Below are 18,715 nucleotides of genomic sequence, written 5' to 3'. Positions count from 1 at the left end.
CCGAGGTCGTGCCCGAGGCCATCGAGGGCTCGCTGATGCTGGCCTCGCATGCGCTGGCATTGGTGGGGGTGCCGATGCGCCGCGTCATCCGCATCACGCGCGATGCGCGCGACAAGCGCTATGGCCTGTTGCGCGGCTATTTCCACGGCGCCGACGACGACACCGCCGACGAGCGCGACCAGGCCCGCCTGGCGTCGGTGACGCTGCCCACCGCCAGCCCGCATGCCGGCAAGTTGCTGGACGACCTGGCCCTGCACGCCCTGGGTGTCGCCGTGGTGTCACTTCGACGCGCCAACGGCAAAGGCCTGCTTGCTGACGGCGCGACGCTGGCCAGTGGTGACACCCTGGTCATCAGCGGCAAGCCGGAGGCCTTGGCGCTGGCCGAAGAGAAGCTGCTGGGCTAGGGCCTGGCAACGCGACCCATTGCCGCGCCATTGCCAGGCTCTGCCACCTGAGTGACAAGCGCCCGCGGGTCGCTGGGCCACACTGGCGCACCCCGCACTCGAAAGAAGCCGCGCCATGAACTTCGACTACAGCCCCAAGGTCGCGCAGATGCGTGAGCGCCTGCTTGCCTTCTTCGACGAGCACATCTATCCGAACGAGAAGCGCTATCTCGACGAGGTGGCTGCCAACCGTCGCGCCGGCAATCCCTGGGTGCCCACGAAGGTCATCGAGGAGCTCAAGCCCAAGGCCCGCGCGGCCGGTTTGTGGAACCTCTTCCTGCCCAAGTCCGCTCGCGCGCCCGAGGGCCTGTCCAACCTCGAATATGCGCCGCTGTGCGAGATCATGGGTCGCGTGTTCTGGGCGCCCGAGGTCTTCAACTGCTCGGCGCCCGACACCGGCAACATGGAGACGCTGGAGCGCTATGCGTCCGAGGGGCTGAAGGACAAATGGCTGGAGCCGCTGCTGCGCGGCGAGATCCGCTCGGCCTTCCTGATGACCGAGCCGGCCGTGGCTTCGAGCGACGCCACCAACATCGAATGCCGCATCGAGCGCGATGGCGACGACTACGTCATCAACGGCCGCAAGTGGTGGAGCTCCGGTGCTGGCGACCCGCGCTGCGCCGTCTACATCGTCATGGGCAAGACCAACGCCGAGGCCGGCCGCCACGAGCAGCAGTCCATGATCGTCGTGCCGGCGAACGCGCCGGGCATCACGGTGGTCCGTCCGCTGTCCGTGTTCGGCTATGACGACGCGCCCCACGGCCACATGGAAGTCGAGCTGAAGAATGTGCGCGTGCCCGCCAGCAACATCCTGCTCGGCGAGGGCCGTGGCTTCGAGATCGCGCAGGGGCGCCTGGGCCCGGGCCGCATCCACCACTGCATGCGCAGCATCGGCGCTGCCGAGCGCGCCCTGCAGCTGCTGTGCGAACGCGCCATCGCCCGCACCGCCTTTGGCAAGACGATTGCCCAGCAGACGGTCACGCAGGAGCGCATCGCCGAGTCGCGCTGCATGATCGAACAGGCGCGCCTGCTGACGCTGAAGGCCGCCTACATGATGGACACGGTGGGCAACAAGGTCGCCAAGGCCGAGATCGCGATGATCAAGATCGTCGCGCCCAACATGGCCTTGCAGGTCATCGACTGGGCCATCCAGGTGTTCGGCGGCATGGGCGTCAGCGACGACACGCCGCTGGCCATGATGTGGGCACACCAGCGCACGCTGCGCCTGGCCGATGGCCCGGACGAGGTGCACCGCAATTCGCTCGCCAAGCTGGAGCTGGCCAGCCACATGAAGCTGCCGGCCGACAGGGTCTCGATGCCGGTGACGCGCGGCGGCTGATCGTTAGCCCCTTGTCCAGTCCGCCTCGCTGAATGCGGGCGCCCTGGTCGGTCTTGCAGACCGCGCCGCGGCAGGTGCCGCAGCTCTTCGGCAGGCACATCCCGCCCACTGGGCGCGATGTGTCCGGCCTCAGCCCCCGAGGGGACGGCGATGCTCGCGGCATCGAGCCGCGAGCACATCGCCAGCGCAGGCCGGCCAGGTGAACTGGAGTCGGACACAAGCAGTCCCTGCGGACTGCTTGTGCCTACGGAAGGCCATGGGCCTCTGGCCCATGGCAGGCCCGGCGCTCGGCCGCGAACTCAGGTGGTCTGGCGGCGGCAGCCCAGCACGCCCGTCACGTGGTTCAGCACCTCGGGCGCCCAGCCCATGCCCATATGGCTGGCCTGCACCTCGATGTCTCGCGCCAGCGGCCAGCGGCGCGCGTGCGTGCAGGCTTCCCACGAGACGACACCGTCGCGGCGGCTGTACAGCGAGATCGTCGGCACCGGCGGCGGCTCCGCCAGGCGCTCGCGCAGCGCCGCCTCGGCGGGGGCCTCGCGCCCGTTCAGCAGGCGGAACAGCCAGCCCACGTTGGTGTCGTCGACGCTGCCATTGAAGGGCGTGCCGATGGTGACGACGTGGTGCACGCGGTCGTGCCAGCGCTTGGCCAGCTCGCGCGCATAGAAGCCGCCCAGGCTCCAGCCCACGAAGCTGACCTCGCGTGCCGGCGCCACGCGCTCGTGCAGCTTGTCGGCCAACGTCTCCAGCCAGGCATCGACGTCGCCCTTGGGCCCGGTGTTCATGCCCTGCCCCCAGTCCAGCGCCCGAAAGCCGGCGCGCTCCAGATGCCGGCGCAGCGGCCACAGCGTCAGGCCGTCCGTTCCCAGGCCCGGGAACAGCACCACGGTATGGCCGGCGCCGACCTGGCTGGGCGTCTTGCCCCACTGCATCAACGCGGCCCAGGCTTCCAGCGTGGCGCGCGCCGGCTCGGAGGCCAGCAGTGACAGGGCGGGCCGCCGGTTGGGTGCGGTGACGGGCTTGGGTGTCAGGGTCACGACGGGAGTGGAAGAGGTCATGGCTGTAGCGGCGCGAGCCGATGGGTCAGTCAATGGCCCCGATGCTGGCGTGCCGCACCGAGGCGTGGTGCCAGCGCGACGGCACAGGCGCTGTAGGACGGCACTGGCCGCTTGGGCGAAGCGCCCCACCCCCGCATTGGCGGGGTGAGCCCGGTGCTTCGGCTGACAGAATGCGGGCATGGCCAAGCCCGCACCCAAGCTCAATCCAGAAGAAGTCAAGCGTGTCATCGCCACCGCGTTCGAGGACACACCGCCCTACACCAAGGTGTTGCTGATGCATGGCATCGGCCATGGCGAGTTGGTGGCCCTGCTCAAGCGCGAGCTGACGCCGGCGGCCTACAAGCTCTGGACCGCGCGCGGCAGGTCGAGCAAGGGACCGACCAAGCGGGCCACCTGGCCCCATGGTCGTTGACGTGAAGCTCGACCGCCGGTCTGTCCTCGCGCTGCTCGCCGCCCTGGCCGCCTGCAGCGACCCGGATGCGCGCATCCGCAACCGCATCGATACCGGCTGGCACCGGGACGATCTTGAGGCCCTGCTGCTGCACTGGCATGCTCATGCGCTGCGGCCCGACGGCAGCTTCCAGCTGGCCTTCAACCGCGCTTGGCAGCCCCAGCCCCAGCCGGAACTCGAGCTGATCGGCCAGGCCCGCCTCGTCTACGCCTTCGCCGCTGGCCATGAGTTCATCCCAGATGCGGGTTATCTCAAAGTGGCCCGGCGGGGCGCCGACTATCTGTTGCAGCGCTTCCGCGACCCGGTGCATGGCGGCTTCTTCCACACCGTGGGAGCGGACGGCATCCCGCGCGCCTCGATCAAGCGCGCCTACGGCCATGCCTTTGCGTTGCTGGCGCTGGCCGAGATCTACCGCATTGGAGGCGATGTGCGCTATCGCGATGCGGCCCTGCAGGCCTGGCGCGAGATCGAACTCAACTTCTTCGAGCCGGCCGGTGGCCTCTACAACGAATGCGAGCGTGACTTCAAGCCCATTCCGGGCGCGCGCACGCAGAACCCGGTCATGCACATGTTCGAGGCGCTGCTGGCTCTGCGCGATGCCACCGGCGACAAGACCGTCGAGGCCGGCGCCCGGCGCCTGGGCGACTTCGTCGCCTACAAGCTGCTGCAAGGACAGGCCGAGGGCAGCGCCCACATCCCCGAGTGGTACGACGAGGGCTGGAAGCCCTTGCCGACGCGGGAAGCCGGCGGCTATATCGACATCGGCCACCAGTTCGAATGGAGCCATCTGCTGATGAAGGGCGCGCTGGTGTCGCCCATCTATGCCCAGGTGGCCGAGCGAGTGCTCGCCTATGCGCTGGCCACCGGCTATGACGACATCGACGGCGGCTGCGGCCTGAAAGCCTTTCCGGACGGAGGCAAGGCCGACGCGCACAAGGGCTGGTGGCAGCAGGCCGAATGCCTGCATGCCCTGCTCGTCGCGGGCCAGGCCACGGGCCGCAACGACCTGTGGCGGCGCTACGAGCAGACGCAGGGGCTGATCAAGACCCAGCTCATCGACGCCGAGCATGGCGGCTGGCGCGCGGCCGATGCCCTGCCCTGCAAGAGCGGCGGCTGCCGTGATGCGCAGCCCGATCCCTATCACATGGTGCGCCTGCACCAGGCGGCGCTCAAGGTCGCCAGCTGACGCTCAGCCCGGGCGCAGGTCGCCCATGCCGGCGTATCGCCGCAGTGCGCCGGACGCCGAGATCAGCAGCAGGCCCCCGGCGATGCCGATGGCGGTCACCACCCCGTAGAGCGACAGCCCCGTCGGCAGCAGCCAGCCATAGAGCTGGCCGGCCAGCAGGCCGGCCGTGGCCTTGGCCAGCATCCAGGCGCCCATCAACGTGGCCGCCCAGCCGGCTGGCGCATACCGTGACACCACGGCCAGCCCGATGGGCACGACCAGCAGCTCGGCCAGCGTCTGCACGCCGATGACGCCGACCATCATCCAGGCCGGAATGACCTCGCCCTGCGCGGCGCGGCCCTGCAACGCCTGCAGCAGCACGAAGCTCAGGCCCAGCACCATCATGCCCAGGCCCTGCACGCGAAATTCCGGCCAGCCCAGCCGCGAAAGCAGGCGCGCTGACAGCGGCGCCAGCAGGATGACGAGCAGGGGGTTCACGGCCAGGAACTGCGCGGCGGTCAGCTCGATGCCGAGGAATTGCGGCGAGACGTGGTCGCGCACGAACAGCGTCATCGCGCCAGCCGCCTGTTCGTAGCCGATGTAAAAGCAGATGGCCACCAGCGACATCAGCAAGATGACCTGGATGCGGCGCCGCGCCTGCGCATCAGTCCAGGCCGCGCGTGCCGGCTCGGGCGCTGGCGCAGCCACAGGCGGCAACCAGCGCCAACCGGCCATGAAAACCACGACGCCGACGGCCATGCCCGCCGCGGCAGACATGAATCCATAACCCCAGCCGTGGCGCTGCGCCAGATACCCACCGATCAGCGCGGACAGGGCCGCGCCGATATTGATGCCCATATAAAACACCGTATACCCACCCTGGCGCCGCGCGTCGTCTGGCAGATATAGCGCACCGACCATGGCCGTCGTGGTGGGTTTGAAAAGGCCGGTGCCCACCGCCAGCAAACCCAGGCCCAGGGTGACGGGCTGGCCCGCGCCGAGTGCGACATGGCCGGCCATCATCAGCAGCATGCCCAGCAGCACCGCGCGACGCTGGCCCAGGAGGCGGTCCGCCAGCCAACCGCCGAAGATGGCGCAGAAGAACGCCGAGCCGGTATACATGCCGACGACCGAAACTGCGTCGGCCCGCGAATATTGCAAAGCCTCCACCAGATACAGCACCAGCAGCGAGCGAACGCCGTAGAAACTGAATCGCTCCCACATTTCAGCGCCGGCGAGCACAAACAGGCCGAACGGTTGGCGGAGGTTTGCAGTGGGTGGCGAAATAACCTCGGCGGACATGGATCAAGGGTTTGGGGCGGCGGCTTTCGATAATAGGGGCGCGCCATCACCCGGCCGTCAGGGTCATTGCCGCCTTCCTGGTAAATACCCGCGGTAATGATGCGAAAACCAGCATCGATAAATCCAAAAATGTGATTAGTCGCGAATCGGTCGGGCCCCTAGCATGATTTCAGACCCGAGCCACCGGCCCCCGAGAGGCCGACGCTGCCAGGGTTGGATCTGCACCCATAACGATTTCCGGAGACAAGATGAAGCAACAAGGCCTGGCGCCGCGGCATGCGCGTGCCCATTTCCAGAATTTCCCGAGCTTTGCCCTGAGCCTGACGGCCGCCGCCGCGCTGGCCGCCCTGTCCGGCAGCGCGCTGGCGCAGCAGGCCGCCGCGGCCGCTGCCGACCAGCAGCTGGAGACTGTCGTCGTCACCGGCGCCCGCGCCTCGGCCGAGACGGCGCAGGCCATCAAGAAGAATTCCGACCAGGTCGTCGACTCCATCGTCGCCGAGGACATCGGCAAGTTCCCCGACAAGAACGTTGCCGAGCTACTCGGCCGCGTCACCGGCGTGCAGATCCAGCGCGGCAACGGCGAGGCCGGCACGGTCATCGTGCGCGGCTTGGGCGGCATCGTCACGCTGCTGAACGGCCGCGAGTTCTTCTCGGACTCGGGCCGCAGCCTCTATCTGGCCGACGTGCCGGCGACGATGCTCAAGCGCATCGACGTCTACAAGACCCAGGAAGCCAGCCTGCCCGAAGGCGGCACGGCCGGCGTCATCGATGTGCGCACCAACCGCCCCTTCGACTTCAAGGGCGCCCAGTTCGTCGTCAACGGCCGCATGGAGCACCGCGACAAGGCCGACGTCAACAACCCTGACCTGAGCGGCATGGCCTCCAACCGCTGGAAGACCGACCTCGGCGAGGTTGGCGCCCTGTTCGGCCTGTCCTACCAGCGCGGCAAATACCACGATGAGCGCGCATGGGTCGGCGACCCGCTGACCTTCACGAACGCCGGCCGCAGCATCGTCGGCTCCGACGCCGTCGGCCGCGTGCTCGACCTGGGCGACCGCAAGCGCCTGGCCGGCAACTTCGCGCTGCAGTGGAAGCCGAGCGCCGACAAGGAGGTCTACCTGGAAGGCTTCGGCACCAGCATCAATCACCGCTTCCAGCAGTCCTTCCTGGTGGCCGGTGCGCCGGTCTTCGAGCCGACCTCGGTGGTGACCGTCAAGCCCGGCACCAACTTCATGGACACGGTCACCAACACCAACTACAACGGTTGGGGCTTCACTTCCACGCAGGCCAAGCACGACACGGTCAGCAATGCCCAGGTGGCCCTGGGCGGCCACTGGGACGTGACCGACCGCCTGCGCCTGTCCACCGAGCTGGTCCGCACCAACAGCCAGATCGACTGGGTCAACCGCATCCTGGACACCGGCTACTCGCCCACCAGCACGGTGGCCAAGGTGCAGGACGGCGGCGGCTACATCAACTACCCCAACCTGGACTTGACCAGCAAGGCCAACTTCCGCATCAACGGCGGCGTGGATGTGCGCGGCGAGCGCGAAGGCAAGAACACTGACTGGCGCGGCGACGCGACCTATGACATCGGCGACGGCTTCTTCCGCGAGGTCAGCGGCGGCGTGCGCCTGGCTAAGCGCAGCGCCATGTCCATCGGCACCACCATGCCCTGGACGACGAGCTTCTCGGCCGTGGGCAAGTCGACGGCCGATGCCGCGCTGGCGGAGATGTTCTCGGTGTCGCCGCCCACCTGGGGCGACTACGGCGTCAAGCAATACGTCTATGCCGACCGCGACTGGCTGCTGAACAACGGCGAAGCCTTCCGCAAGCTGCTGACCAACGGCAACGGCGCGCTGACGGCCTATGACCCGATGACGCTGTTCGATGACAGCGAGACGACCCAGGCGATCTACGGCCGCACCAAGTTTGGCTTCAACGCCGGCGGTGTGCCGGTGACCGGCGTGTTCGGCCTGCGTGTCGTGCGCACCGAGCAGAAGCTGATGGGCAACTCCCGCAATGCCAGCACCGGCGTCATCACGCCGGTCAACATCGACACCTCGCGCACCGACGCGCTGCCGACGCTGTCGCTGAAGGCCGAGCTGACGTCCAAGCTGATCGCTCGCCTGGTGACCGGCAAGGCCATCGAGCGCCCGAACTTCGTCGACTACAACCCCGGCATCACTTTCACGCCCCCGGGCGGCGGCGTCACCTACGGCACGGCCAACGGCGGCAACCCGCAGCTCAAACCGACCGAGTCCACCAATGTGGACGCGGCGCTGGAGTACTACTTCGCCCGCACCGGCTCGGTGACGGCCACGGCTTTCGAGCACAAGTTCAAGAACCGTGTGTACTCGCAGACGGTCGAGACGACGATCGGTGGCGTGCCTTACCGCATCACGCAGCCGATCAACATCAACAAGGCCAATCTGCACGGCTACGAGCTGAGCTACCGCCAGTTCTACGACTTCCTGCCCGGCTGGCCTGGCGGCTTCGGCCTGGAGGCCAACTACACCTTCATGACCGGCAAGCAGACCGACCCGAACGGCGTGGTCGGCCCCTTCCTGGGCCAGTCCAAGTCGGCCTACAACCTGGTCGGCCTGTACGAGTACGGTGACATCTACGCCCGTCTGGCCTACAACTGGCGCAGCAAGTTCCTGGCCGAAAAGCCCTACCGCACGACCGGCCGCGAGCTGTGGGTGGCGCCGCTGCGCACGCTGGACGCCTCGTTCGGCTACAGCTTCAACAAGCAGCTGACGATGTCGGTGGATGTCACCAACCTGCTCAACCAGTCCTATCACGACTACTTCGACCAGACCCCGTCGCTGGTGCGCGACGTGCGCTACTACGACCGCACGGTGGGGGTGTCGGTGCGCTGGAAGCTTTGAACCCGGCGACCCTCGGCTCGTCCAGGGCGTTGCAGGCGCCTCGCCGGTAACGCCCCTTTTTATGCCGCCGTACCCATGTCTGACCTGCTTGAACCGCTGATCCGCCAGCGCGCCGACCCCCACGTCTCGCGCCACGCTGATGGCTTCTATTACTTCACCGCCTCGGTGCCGCAGTACGACCGCATCGAGATCCGCCGCGCCCTCACCATCGAGGGCCTGGTGGATGCGCCGGTCTTTGACGTCTGGCACAAGCCCGACACGGGGCCGTATTCCGAGCTGGTCTGGGCGCCCGAACTGCATTTCAACGACGGCGCCTGGTATGTCTATTTCGCGGCGGCGCCGACCCGCGCGCTGGACGGCCTGGGCATGTTTCAGCACCGCATGTATGCGATCAGGAACATCGCCCAGGACCCACTGGGCGGCCCCTGGGAGTTCCTCGGCCAGGTCGACTCCGGCATGGACAGCTTCTGCCTGGACGCGACCACCTTCACGCACCGCGGCCAGCTCTATTACCTGTGGGCGCAGAAGGACCCGGCCATCCCGGGCAATTCCAATCTCTATATCGCGCCGATGAGGACGCCCTGGCAACTGGGCGGCGCGCCGGTGTTGTTGAGCCGGCCCGAATACGACTGGGAGTGCCGCGGCTTCCTGGTCAACGAAGGGCCGTCGGTGCTGCAGCGAAACGGCCGTGTCTTCATCAGCTACTCGGCCAGCGCCACCGACGAGAACTACGCGATGGGCCTGCTGTGGGCGGACGACGGCGCCGACCCGCTGGACCCGGCGAGCTGGCGCAAGTCCGTCCAGCCGGTCATGCGCAGTTGCGCCGAGGACAGCGTCTTCGGCCCTGGCCACAACAGCTTCACGACGGGCCGGGACCCCGACGAGGTGCTGCTGGTCTATCACGCCCGCACCTGCACCGAGATCGTCGGCGACCCGCTGTGGAACCCCGACCGGCACAGTTTCGTGAAGCCGCTGCGGTGGTCGGCCGACGGCATGCCGCTGTTTGGCAAGCCTTCCCGGCTTGATTGATGCCGGTTTCGATATCGATACGTTGTGGAATTTGATTGGATCGCGTATCCCTCGGCCCCTAGCATCGTTTGACGGGCTGCCCGCGTCTGCATGGCGCAGCCAGCTCCATGAAGCGGCAAACCTGCGTGCCGGGAACGACATCGAGACAACACATGACGACTGACGACAAGAAGAGCAAGGTCAAGCTGCGCTCCGCCGAGTGGTTCGGCACCCAGGACAAGAACGGTTTCATGTACCGCTCCTGGATGAAGAACCAGGGCATCCCCGACCATGAATTCCAGGGCAAGCCCATCATCGGCATCTGCAACACCTGGAGCGAGCTGACCCCCTGCAACGCCCACTTCCGCAAACTGGCCGAGCACGTCAAGCGCGGCATCCTGGAGGCGGGCGGCTTCCCGGTCGAGTTCCCGGTGTTCTCCAACGGCGAGAGCAACCTGCGCCCGACCGCCATGCTCACGCGCAACCTCGCCAGCATGGACGTCGAGGAAAGCATTCGCGGCAACCCGATGGACGCCGTCGTGCTGCTGGTGGGCTGCGACAAGACCACGCCGGCCCTGCTGATGGGCGCGGCCAGCGTCGACGTGCCGGCCATCGTCGTCACCGGCGGCCCGATGCTCAACGGCAAGCTCAAGGGCAAGAACATCGGCTCGGGCACGGCCGTGTGGCAGCTGCACGAGCAGGTCAAGGCCGGCGAACTCAGCATGCACGACTTCATGGCCGCCGAGGCCGGCCACTCGCGCTCGGCCGGCACCTGCAACACCATGGGCACGGCCTCGACGATGGCCTGCATGGCCGAGGCGCTGGGCACGTCCCTGCCGCACAACGCCGCGATTCCCGCCGTCGATGCGCGCCGGTATGTGCTGGCCCATCTGTCGGGCATGCGCATCGTCGAGATGGTGTGGGAGCAGCTGACGCTGTCCAAGGTGCTGACCAAGGAAGCCTTCGAGAACGCCATCCGCGTCAACGCCGCCATCGGCGGCTCGACCAACGCCGTCATCCACCTGAAGGCCATCGCCGGGCGCATCGGCGTGGACCTGGAGCTGGAGGACTGGACCCGCATCGGCCGTGGCACGCCCACCGTCGTGGACCTGCTGCCTTCGGGCCGCTTCCTGATGGAAGAGTTCTATTACGCCGGCGGCCTGCCCGCCGTCATCCGCCGCCTGGGCGAGGGCGGCCTGCTGCCGCACAAGGACGCGCTGACCGTCAACGGCAAGAGCCTGTGGACCAACTGCGTGGACGCGCCCATCTATGACGACGAAGTCATCCGCCAGCTGGACAAGCCGCTGATCGCCGACGGCGGCATCTGCATCCTGCGTGGCAACCTGGCGCCGCGCGGCGCCGTGCTCAAGCCCTCGGCCGCCACGCCCGAGCTGATGAAGCACCGCGGCCGTGCCGTCGTGTTCGAGGACTTCGAGGACTACAAGGCGCGTATCGTCGATCCCGACTTGGACGTCGACGCCAACTCAATCCTCGTCATGAAGAACTGCGGCCCCAAGGGCTACCCCGGCATGGCCGAGGTCGGCAACATGGGCCTGCCCCCGAAGCTGCTCGCCGCTGGCGTCAAGGACATGGTGCGCATCTCGGATGCGCGCATGAGCGGCACCGCCTACGGCACCGTCGTGCTGCACGTCGCGCCCGAGGCGCGCGCCGGTGGGCCGCTGGCCGTCGTCAAGGAGGGCGATTTCATCGAGCTCGACTGCGCTAGCGGCCGCCTGCACCTGGACGTGCCGGAGGCCGAGCTGGCCGAGCGCCTGGCCGCCTGGGCCGCGGCACAAACCGTCGACCCCCAGGACGCCAGTGGCTATCGGCACCTCTACGTGCAGCACGTGCTGCAGGCCGACGAAGGCTGCGACTTCGATTTCCTGCGCGGCAAGCGCGGCTCTGCCGTCCCGCGCCATTCCCATTAAGGACGCCTCATGAGCAACACTATCCAAGGCCTGGCGCTGATCGGCGGCCAGCCGGTACGCGGCGCCGGCAAGCCCTTCCAGGCTTTCGACCCGGGCAAGAACGAAGCCATCGGCCCCGACTTCAACGCCGTCGATGCCGCCCAGGTGTCCGAAGCCTGCGCGCTCGCCGGCGCCGCCTTCGACGCCTACCGCGCGACGACGGATCAGGAGCGTGCCGATTTCCTGGAGCAGATCGCCGCGCAGATCCTGGCGCTGGGCGACGACCTGATCGTGCGCGCCATGGCCGAGACCGGCCTGCCGCGTGCCCGCCTGGAAGGCGAGCGTGGCCGCACGATGAACCAGCTCAAGCTGTTCGCCGAGCTGCTGCGCGAAGGCAGCTGGCAGGACGCCCGCATCGACACGGCGCTGCCCACCCGCACACCGCCGCGGCCGGACCTGCGCCTGCGCTTCGTCGGCGTCGGCCCGGTGGCCGTATTCGGCGCCAGCAACTTCCCGCTGGCCTTCTCGGTCGCCGGTGGCGACACCGCCGCGGCCCTGGCCGCCGGCTGCCCGGTCGTCGTCAAGGCGCACTCGGCCCACCCGGGCACGTCCGAGCTGGTCGGCCGCGCGGTCGTCGAGGCGGTCAAGCTGTCCAACCTGCCCGCCGGCGTCTTCGCGCTGCTGACCGGCAGCGGCCACGGCATCGGCGACACGCTGGTGCGCCACCCGGCTATCCAGGCTGTCGGCTTCACCGGCTCGCGCAGCGGTGGCATCGCGCTGATGGCCGCGGCGGCTTCGCGGCCCCAGCCCATCCCGGTCTACGCCGAGATGAGCAGCATCAACCCCGTCGTCCTGCTGCCTGGCGCGCTAGCCGCGCGCGGCGCCGAGATCGCGACCGGCTTTGCGGGTTCGCTGACGATGGGCGTCGGCCAGTTCTGCACCAACCCTGGCCTGGTGCTGGGCCTGGCCAGCGCGGACTTCGACCGCTTCGCCAGCGCCGCTGCCGAGGCCCTCAAGCCCATGCCGGCCGCCACCATGCTGACTCCCGGCATCGCCGGCGCCTACCAGCGCGGCGAGGACCAGCTTGCCGGCCAGCCTGCCGTGGACACGTTGCTGCGCGGTGAATCGAGTGCCTGCAAGGGTGCGCCCAGCCTGTTCAAGACGACCGGCGCGGCCTTCCTGGCCAACCACGCGATGCAGTCCGAGATCTTCGGCCCCGCCTCGCTGCTGGTGGCCTGCTCGGACCTGGACGAACTGCTCGCCGTCATCGAGAGCCTGGAAGGCCAGCTGACCGCGACGCTGCAGCTGCAGGACGACGACGAGGCCGACCTCGCCGCCGCCCGCCGCCTGCTGCCGGCGCTGGAGCGCAAGGTCGGCCGCATCCTGGCCAATGGCTACCCGACGGGCGTCGAGGTGTCGACGGCCATGGTCCATGGCGGCCCCTTCCCGGCGACCAGCGACGGCCGCAGCAGCTCGGTCGGCACGGCCGCCATCCAGCGCTTCCTGCGCCCGGTCTGCTACCAGAACATGCCGCGCGCGCTGCTGCCGCCGGTGCTGCGCGAACCGAACGAGCGTGGCCTCTGGCGCCGCCGCGACGGCGCGCTGACGCGCAACTGAAGATCAACACAAGACAAACGACAGGAGACAAGACGATGAAGAAGCAACTGCTCGCCAAGGTGGTCGCGCTGGGGGCGACCCTGGCCCTGGGCGCCAGCGCCCTGGCCGCCGACATCAAGCTGGTGGTCAGCCCCGACCAGCCCGGCCCCGTCATCCACCGCAACATCTACGGTCAGTTCGCCGAGCACCTGGGCACCGGCATTTACGAGGGCATGTGGGTCGGTCCCGACTCCAAGATCCCCAATGTGCGCGGCTGGCGCAAGGACGTCGTCGCGGCGCTCAAGGAGCTCAAGGTGCCGCTGGTGCGCTGGCCCGGCGGCTGCTTCGCCGACGAATACCACTGGCGCGAAGGCATCGGCCCGCGCAAGCAACGCCCGGTCAAGGTCAACAGCAACTGGGGCGGTGTGCCCGAGGACAACGCGGTTGGCACGCACGAGTTCTTCGACCTGGTCGAGCAGATCGGCGCCGAGGCCTACGTCAACGGCAACCTGGGCACCGGCAGCGCGCAGGAAATGTCCGAATGGCTGGAGTACATGACGGCCGAGGGCAAGTCCTCACTGGCCGAGCTGCGCCGCAAGAACGGCCGCGACAAGCCCTTCCGCGTGCATTACTTCGCCGTCGGCAACGAGACCTGGGGCTGCGGCGGCAACATGCGCCCCGAGTACTACGCCGACCAGTTCCGCCAGGTCGCCTCCTTCCTGAGGGCGCCCGGCCACAACCGGCCCATCATCATCGCCAGCGGCGGCAACGGCATGCAGACCGAGTGGACCGACGTGCTCAGCAAGGGCGTGCCGGGCGTCAACGCGATCTCCCACCACGCCTACACCCTGCCCACCGGCAACTGGGAAAAGAAGGGCGCGGCCATCGGCTTCCCCGAGAGCGAATGGATCTCGACGCTGGGCAACGTCCAGCAGATCGAGCAGATGATCGCCAAGAACTCGGCCGTCCTCGACAAGAACGACCCCAGCAAGAAGATCGGCTTCTACTTCGACGAGTGGGGCAGCTGGTATGACGCGGACCCCGGCACCAACCCCGGCTTCCTGGTCCAGCGCAACACGCTGCGCGACGCGCTGCTCGCGGCCCTGCACTTCAACGTCTTCCACGCCCATGCCGACCGCGTGCAGATGACCAATATCGCGCAGATGGTCAACGTGCTGCAGGCCATGATCCAGACGACCAAGGACAAGCTGGTCCTGACGCCGACCTACCACGCCTTCGCGCTGTACACGCCCTTCCAGGACGCGACCTCGCTGCCCGCCAAGATCGAGAACAACCCGGTCTACAAGGTCGGCGCGGCCGAGATGCCGGGCCTGAGCGTGACGGCCGCGCGGGCCAAGGACGGCAAGCTCTACGTCGGCCTGGTCAACGCCAACCCCAACCAGCCCGCCGAGCTGAGCGTGCAGGTCGGCGCCGGTGCAGCCAAGGCCGCGCGCGGCAAGCTGCTGACCGCCGCCGCGATGGATGCGCAAAACGAACTGGGCAAGGCGCCGCTGGTCACGCCGCAGGCCTATGAGGCGCAGGCCGTCGGCGGCAAGCTCACGCTGAAGCTGCCTGCCAAGTCCGTCCTGGTCGTCGCCATCGAAGGCTGAGCCATGAGCGCCCCCAAGCGACGCGAGTTCCTCGCGGGCGCAGCCGTGCTCACCTTGACGGCCTGCGGCGGGGGCGGCGGCGACTCGCCGGCGCCTTCGCCTGCACCGACGCCGGCACCCGCTCCGCCTCCCGCACCTGCACCCGCGCCCGCGCCGGCCCCAGCGCCTGCGCCTTCGCAGGCACCGGTGAGCTTCGCCAACGTCGCCGTGCATGACCCCTCGGTCATCCGCACCGACGGCACCTTCTACGTCTTCGGCTCCCATCTCGCCGCGGCCAAGACGACGGACCTGATGAACTGGACCAAAGTGGCCGATGGCGTCAACGACGCCAACGCGCTGTTCGGCAACAAGGTCACGACGGCCCTGGCGGATACCTTCGCCTGGGCCCAGGTCACCGACCTGTGGGCGCCCGACGTCGCAAGGCTCGACGACGGCAAGTTCTACATGTATTACTGCGCCTGCAAGGGCGACTCTCCGCGTTCGGCGCTGGGCGTGGCCGTGGCCGACAAGGTGGACGGCCCCTACGTCAACAAGCAGATCCTGCTGAAATCGGGCATGTGGGGGCTGCCCAGCGAGGACGGCACGGTCTATGACGCGACCGTCCACCCCAACGTCGTCGACCCCCAGGTGTTCAAGGACGCAACGGGCAAGCTGTGGATGATCTACGGCTCCTACTCGGGCGGCCTGTTCATCCTGCAGCTGAACGCGACGACCGGCCTGCCGCTGCCGGGCCAGGGCTACGGCAGGCACCTGATGGGCGGCAACCATGCGCGCATTGAAGGGGCCTACGTTCTCTACAGCCCGCAGAGCCAGTACTACTACCTGTTCACGTCCTTCGGCGGCCTGGATGCGGCCGGCGGCTACAACGTCCGCGTGACGCGGTCCCTGCAACCCGATGGGCCCTACGTGGATGGTGCCGGCACCGACATGGCCACCGTCAAGGGTGCGGCCGGCACGGTCTTTGACGACGCCAGCATCACGCCGCACGGCATGAAGCTGATGGGCGGCCACCAGTTCGCCAACGCGGCCGGCGAGACCGGCACGGCGCTGGGCTATGTCTCGACGGGCCACAACTCGGCCTACCACGACGCGGCCACCGGTCAGTACTTCATCATCTTTCACACGCGCTTCCCTGGCACCGGCGAGGTCCACGAGGTGCGGGTGCACGAGATGCATCTGAACGAGGACGGCTGGCTCGTCGTCGCGCCGCTGCGCTACGCGCCGCTGAGCCTGGCCACGCCGGCGCAGACGGCCGACGTCAGCGCCGCGCAGGCGGCCGGCAACTACAAGCTCGTCAACCATGGCAAGGACATCACGGCAGTGAGCAAGACTTCGATCAACGTCACGCTGAACGCCGATGGCACGCTCGGCGGCGGCATGACAGGCAACTGGATGCACAAGGGCAGCAACAAACTGAGTGTGGTGAGCGGCGGAGCGACCTATGCCGGCGTACTGTCCCGGCAATGGAACACCAACTCCAGCGCATTCGTCGTGACCTTCAGCGCGCTGTCCTCCGGCGGCGTGTCGCTGTGGGCGGTTCGCACAGGGAGCTCGCAATGAAACGCCTTCTCGCCATCTTCGCCCTCGCGCTGTGTGCCCACGGCGCGCATGCGGCGACGCAAGCCTTTGCGCTGGATCGTGTACGTCTACAGGACGGGCCGTTCCTCGACGCGCAGAGCACCGACCTGCGCTACCTGATGGCGCTCGACCCCGAGCGCCTGCTGGCGCCCTTCCGCCGCGAGGCCGGCCTGCCGGTGCCTACGCCCAGCTACGGCAATTGGGAGTCCCACGGCCTGGACGGTCACATGGGCGGCCACTATGTTTCAGCGCTGGCGCTGATGTGGGCCTCCACCGGCGACGCTGAGGTCAAGAAGCGACTGGACTACTTCATCGCCGAACTCAAGCGCTGCCAGGACAAGCTCGGCAACGGCTACATCGGCGGCGTTCCCGACGGCGCCAAGGCTTGGGGCCAGGTGGCCGCGGGCGAGCTCAAGGTCGAAAGCTTCGGACTCAACGGGCGCTGGGTGCCCTGGTACAACCTCCACAAGACGTTCGCCGGCCTGCGCGACGCCTGGGTGCACGCCGGCAATGCCGACGCCAAGGCCATGCTCGTGCGCCTGAGCGACTGGGCGCTGCGCCTGACCACGCCGCTGAGCGACGCGCAGATGCAGGACATGTTGCGCGCCGAGCACGGCGGCATGAACGAGGTGCTGGCCGACGTGGCCGAGATGACCGGCGACCTGCGCTACCTGGCGCTGGCGCGGCGCTTCTCGCACCGGGCCATCCTGCAGCCGCTCGCGGCCGGCCAGGACAAGCTCACCGGCCTGCATGCCAACACGCAGATCCCCAAGGTCATCGGCTTTGCGCGCATCGCGCAGCAGGCTGGCGAGGACGAGGGCTGGCGCGCGGCGGAGTTCTTCTGGCGCACCGTCGTCGAAAAGCGCAGCGTGGCGATCGGCGGCAACAGCGTCAAGGAGCACTTCCATCCGGCCGACGACTTCAAGCCGATGCTCGACGCGGTGGAAGGCCCCGAGACCTGCAACAGCTACAACATGCTCAAGCTGACCGCGCTGCTGGCGCAGGCCCGGCCGAAGCAGGGCGCGGGAACGGGCAAGTACGCCGACTACTACGAGCGCACGCTCTACAACCACATCCTCGCGTCCCAGCACCCGGGCGATGGCGGCTTGGTCTACTTCACGCCGATGCGGCCGCAGCACTACCGCGTCTACTCCAAGGTGGACGACAGCATGTGGTGCTGCGTGGGCTCCGGCATCGAGAGCCACGCGCGTCACGGCGAGTTCATCTACGCGCATGAGGGCGACGACGCACTGGTCGTCAACCTCTTCGTCGCCTCCAAGCTGGACTGGCGCGAGCGCGGCATCAAGCTCACGCAGTCCACCCGGTTCCCCGACGAGTCGCGCACGCGGCTGACGGTGGACGGCGCCGGCAGCTTCGCGCTCAAGGTTCGCTACCCCGGTTGGGTCGCGCCCGGCGCGCTGAGGGTCAAGCTGAACGGCAACCCCGTCAAGGTGACGGCCAAGCCCGGCGACTATGTCGAACTGCGCCGCGACTGGAAGGCCGGCGACCGGGTCGACATCGAGCTGCCCATGCGCACGACGCTGGAGCCCATGCCCGGCCTGAAGAACTACGTCGCCGTGCTGCACGGCCCCATCGTGCTGGCCGCCAAGACGCCGCAGCCGGGCGAGACGCTGAACTTCATGGCCGACAGCGCGCGTGGGGACCAAGTCCCGGCCGGCGCCGTTTGCCCGCAGGACAGCGCGCCGGTGTTCGTCAGCGACAAGGCCGACTTCATCCGCCGCTTCAAGCCCGTGCCCGGCCAGCCGCTCACCTTTACCGCGCCCGACCTCATCCAGGGTGGCAAGGACGCGGACAAGCTGCAGCTCATCCCCTTCTTCCGCCTGCACGACTCGCGTTACATGGTCTATTGGGCGCGGTCCACGCCGGCCCAGCAGAGCCTGATGCGTGCCGAGCTGGCCAAGGCCGAGGAAGAGCGCCTGGCGCTGGACGCGCAGACCATCGACCAGGTCGCCCCGGGCGAGCAGCAGCCCGAGTCCGACCACAGCTTCCAGGGCGAGGGCGCCGAAACCGGCATCGCGCCGGCCGGCCGCTGGCGGCATGCGAAGCAGTGGTTCGGCTACACGCTGAACGACCCGCAGGCACAGGGCCGGCTGCTGCGCCTGATGCTGGCCAGCGGCGATGCGGGCCGGCGCTTTGACGTGGTCGTCAACGGCCGTGTCGTCGCCGAGCTGGCGCTGGCCTCCGAAGCCCAGCCGCTGTATGCCCGCGAAGTGCCACTGCCGCCCGATCTCGTCGCTGCCGCAGGCGGCAAGCTGGAGGTGCGCTTCGTTGCCAAGCCGGGTTCCCTCGCCGGTGGCCTCTACGGCCTGAGGCTGTTGCGTTGACTGATGGCAGCGGCGCAATGTTGCT

General features: G+C 68.3%; 13 protein-coding genes. 11 read left to right on the top strand and 2 right to left on the bottom strand.

Annotated features, from left to right (window positions below; all coding sequences use genetic code 11):
- Both ACXJKR_RS01225 and ACXJKR_RS01220 read left to right on the top strand, forming a co-directional pair.
- On the top strand, positions 1–404 hold a 404-nt coding region (locus tag ACXJKR_RS01225; RefSeq protein WP_457320059.1), incomplete at its 5' end, for a TrkA C-terminal domain-containing protein.
- A gap of 115 nt (positions 405–519) precedes the next feature.
- Positions 520–1,782 carry an acyl-CoA dehydrogenase family protein gene (locus ACXJKR_RS01220; protein WP_457320057.1) on the top strand — a complete coding sequence of 421 codons (1,263 nt, stop codon included), beginning with the start codon at positions 520–522 and terminating at the stop codon, positions 1,780–1,782.
- 299 nt (positions 1,783–2,081) lie between these two features.
- Here the strand turns inward: ACXJKR_RS01220 and ACXJKR_RS01215 are convergent, their stop codons facing one another.
- Positions 2,082–2,837, bottom strand: coding sequence for an esterase/lipase family protein (locus tag ACXJKR_RS01215; protein WP_457320055.1), 756 nt, complete (start codon positions 2,835–2,837; stop codon positions 2,082–2,084).
- Between the two features lie 178 nt (positions 2,838–3,015).
- On the opposite strand from ACXJKR_RS01215, the gene ACXJKR_RS01210 reads away from it, so the two are divergent.
- Both ACXJKR_RS01210 and ACXJKR_RS01205 read left to right on the top strand, forming a co-directional pair.
- A complete protein-coding gene (locus tag ACXJKR_RS01210) occupies positions 3,016–3,249 on the top strand; it encodes a DUF2805 domain-containing protein (protein WP_056191214.1) in 234 nt (77 codons plus the stop codon).
- Positions 3,239–4,474 carry an AGE family epimerase/isomerase gene (locus ACXJKR_RS01205; protein ID WP_457320053.1) on the top strand — a complete coding sequence of 412 codons (1,236 nt, stop codon included), beginning with the start codon at positions 3,239–3,241 and terminating at the stop codon, positions 4,472–4,474. Before ACXJKR_RS01210 ends, ACXJKR_RS01205 begins: the two co-directional genes overlap by 11 nt.
- Positions 4,475–4,477: 3 nt before the next feature.
- Here the strand turns inward: ACXJKR_RS01205 and ACXJKR_RS01200 are convergent, their stop codons facing one another.
- Positions 4,478–5,755, bottom strand: a complete 1,278-nt coding sequence (locus ACXJKR_RS01200) for a peptide MFS transporter (RefSeq protein ID WP_457320051.1) — start codon at positions 5,753–5,755, stop codon at positions 4,478–4,480.
- A 248-nt stretch (positions 5,756–6,003) separates the two neighbouring features.
- Between ACXJKR_RS01200 and ACXJKR_RS01195 the strand changes: the two genes are divergently transcribed.
- The 7 genes from ACXJKR_RS01195 to ACXJKR_RS01165 all read left to right on the top strand — a co-directional run bounded on the left by ACXJKR_RS01195 (position 6,004) and on the right by ACXJKR_RS01165 (position 18,690).
- Positions 6,004–8,646, top strand: coding sequence for a TonB-dependent receptor (locus tag ACXJKR_RS01195; protein WP_457320049.1), 2,643 nt, complete (start codon positions 6,004–6,006; stop codon positions 8,644–8,646).
- A 75-nt stretch (positions 8,647–8,721) separates the two neighbouring features.
- Positions 8,722–9,675 (top strand): glycoside hydrolase family 43 protein, encoded by a 954-nt coding sequence (locus ACXJKR_RS01190; RefSeq protein ID WP_457320047.1) that lies wholly within the window; start codon positions 8,722–8,724, stop codon positions 9,673–9,675.
- Between the two features lie 152 nt (positions 9,676–9,827).
- Positions 9,828–11,582 carry an IlvD/Edd family dehydratase gene (locus tag ACXJKR_RS01185; RefSeq protein ID WP_457320045.1) on the top strand — a complete coding sequence of 585 codons (1,755 nt, stop codon included), beginning with the start codon at positions 9,828–9,830 and terminating at the stop codon, positions 11,580–11,582.
- A gap of 9 nt (positions 11,583–11,591) precedes the next feature.
- A complete protein-coding gene (locus tag ACXJKR_RS01180) occupies positions 11,592–13,178 on the top strand; it encodes an aldehyde dehydrogenase (NADP(+)) (protein ID WP_457320043.1) in 1,587 nt (528 codons plus the stop codon).
- A 35-nt stretch (positions 13,179–13,213) separates the two neighbouring features.
- Positions 13,214–14,767: an alpha-N-arabinofuranosidase gene (locus ACXJKR_RS01175; protein ID WP_056191226.1), complete on the top strand. Its 1,554-nt coding sequence runs from the start codon at positions 13,214–13,216 to the stop codon at positions 14,765–14,767.
- Positions 14,768–14,770: 3 nt separating this feature from the next.
- Positions 14,771–16,327 (top strand): glycoside hydrolase family 43 protein, encoded by a 1,557-nt coding sequence (locus tag ACXJKR_RS01170; RefSeq protein ID WP_457320041.1) that lies wholly within the window; start codon positions 14,771–14,773, stop codon positions 16,325–16,327.
- Complete coding sequence (locus ACXJKR_RS01165; protein WP_457320039.1) at positions 16,324–18,690, top strand: beta-L-arabinofuranosidase domain-containing protein; 2,367 nt, start codon at positions 16,324–16,326, stop codon at positions 18,688–18,690. The genes ACXJKR_RS01170 and ACXJKR_RS01165 overlap by 4 nt, the downstream gene beginning before the upstream one ends.
- Positions 18,691–18,715: the final 25 nt, after the last annotated feature.

The organism is Roseateles sp. P5_E11, from assembly GCF_054049355.1.
The sequence above is the reverse complement of the archived record's forward strand: the minus strand, read 5'-3'. Positions and strand labels throughout refer to the sequence as shown.